The sequence below is a fragment of the Nonomuraea rhodomycinica genome, from assembly GCF_013363995.1.
Lineage (GTDB): Bacteria > Actinomycetota > Actinomycetes > Streptosporangiales > Streptosporangiaceae > Nonomuraea > Nonomuraea rhodomycinica.
In genome coordinates this window covers 1-948 of sequence record NZ_JABWGO010000034.1, presented here as the reverse complement: position 1 = coordinate 948, position 948 = coordinate 1, and the positions used below count along the sequence as shown (strand labels likewise).

The 948-nt window shown below is 74.6% G+C and carries 1 protein-coding gene; it reads left to right on the top strand.

Annotation, left to right across the window (positions count from 1 at the left end; all coding sequences use genetic code 11):
* Positions 1–948, top strand: a 948-nt coding sequence (locus HT134_RS44295; RefSeq protein ID WP_175606505.1) for an FAD-binding oxidoreductase, incomplete at its 5' end; no start/stop codon positions are given.

Here is a 948-nt window from a genome sequence, read left to right as displayed (position 1 = left end):
CTGGCGGGCAGCGCGCCGGGGGTCAGCGTGACCGGCTACACCCTGGGCGGTGGGGTCGGCTGGTTCAGCCGCCGCTACGGCTTCGCCTCCGACAGCGTGCGGGCCTTCGAGGTCGTGGACGCCGACGGCCGGCCGGGCCGGGTGAGCGCCGAGTCCGATCCCGAGCTGTTCTGGGCGCTGCGCGGCGGCGGCGGGGACTTCGCGCTGGTGACCGCCCTGGAATTGGAGCTGTATCCCGTGCCGGTCCTGTACGGCGGGCGGGTGATCTGGCCGCAGGAGCGCACCAGGGAGGTCTACGACGCGTTCCTGGAGATCACCGCCGAGGCGCCGCGTGACCTCAGTGTCTGGATCAACCGGCTGCAGCCCCCCGGCGCGCCGCCGATGGTCACGCTGGACCTGGCCTACCTGGGTGAGCCGGCTCAGGCGGAGCAGCTGCTGGCGCGCGTCGACAAGCTCGGGGGCGCGCTCTTCGACAGCCGCGGCGTCGTCCCGGTCGCCGACCTGGGGGCCATCGCCGCCGAGCCCACCGATCCGGCGCCGTCCATCGCTCGCGCGGAGCTGCTCACCGGCCTGGACGCGGACGCGGTGGAGCTCCTGCTCGCCAAGCCGGTCGAACCCCTCATCAACCTGCAGATCAGGCATCTGGGCGGCGCGCTCGCCGAGCCGGGCGCCGGGGCGGGCGCGAGCGGCGCGCTGGCCGAGCCGTACCTGCTCGGCCTGGTGGGCCTGGGCCTGCCGCACATGGCCGACGCGACGCGCGCCAGGCAGGCCGAGGTCGTGGCCGACCTGGCCGCCTACGTCAGCGGACGCAAGCCGTACACCGTGCTGTCCCCCGGCGAGACGGCGGCGAAGTCCTTCTCCGCCGGCACGCTCGCGCGGCTGCGGGAGATCAAGCGGGCCCGCGACCCGCACAACGTGTTCCGCGCGAACTACCCGGTGCTCGGATAG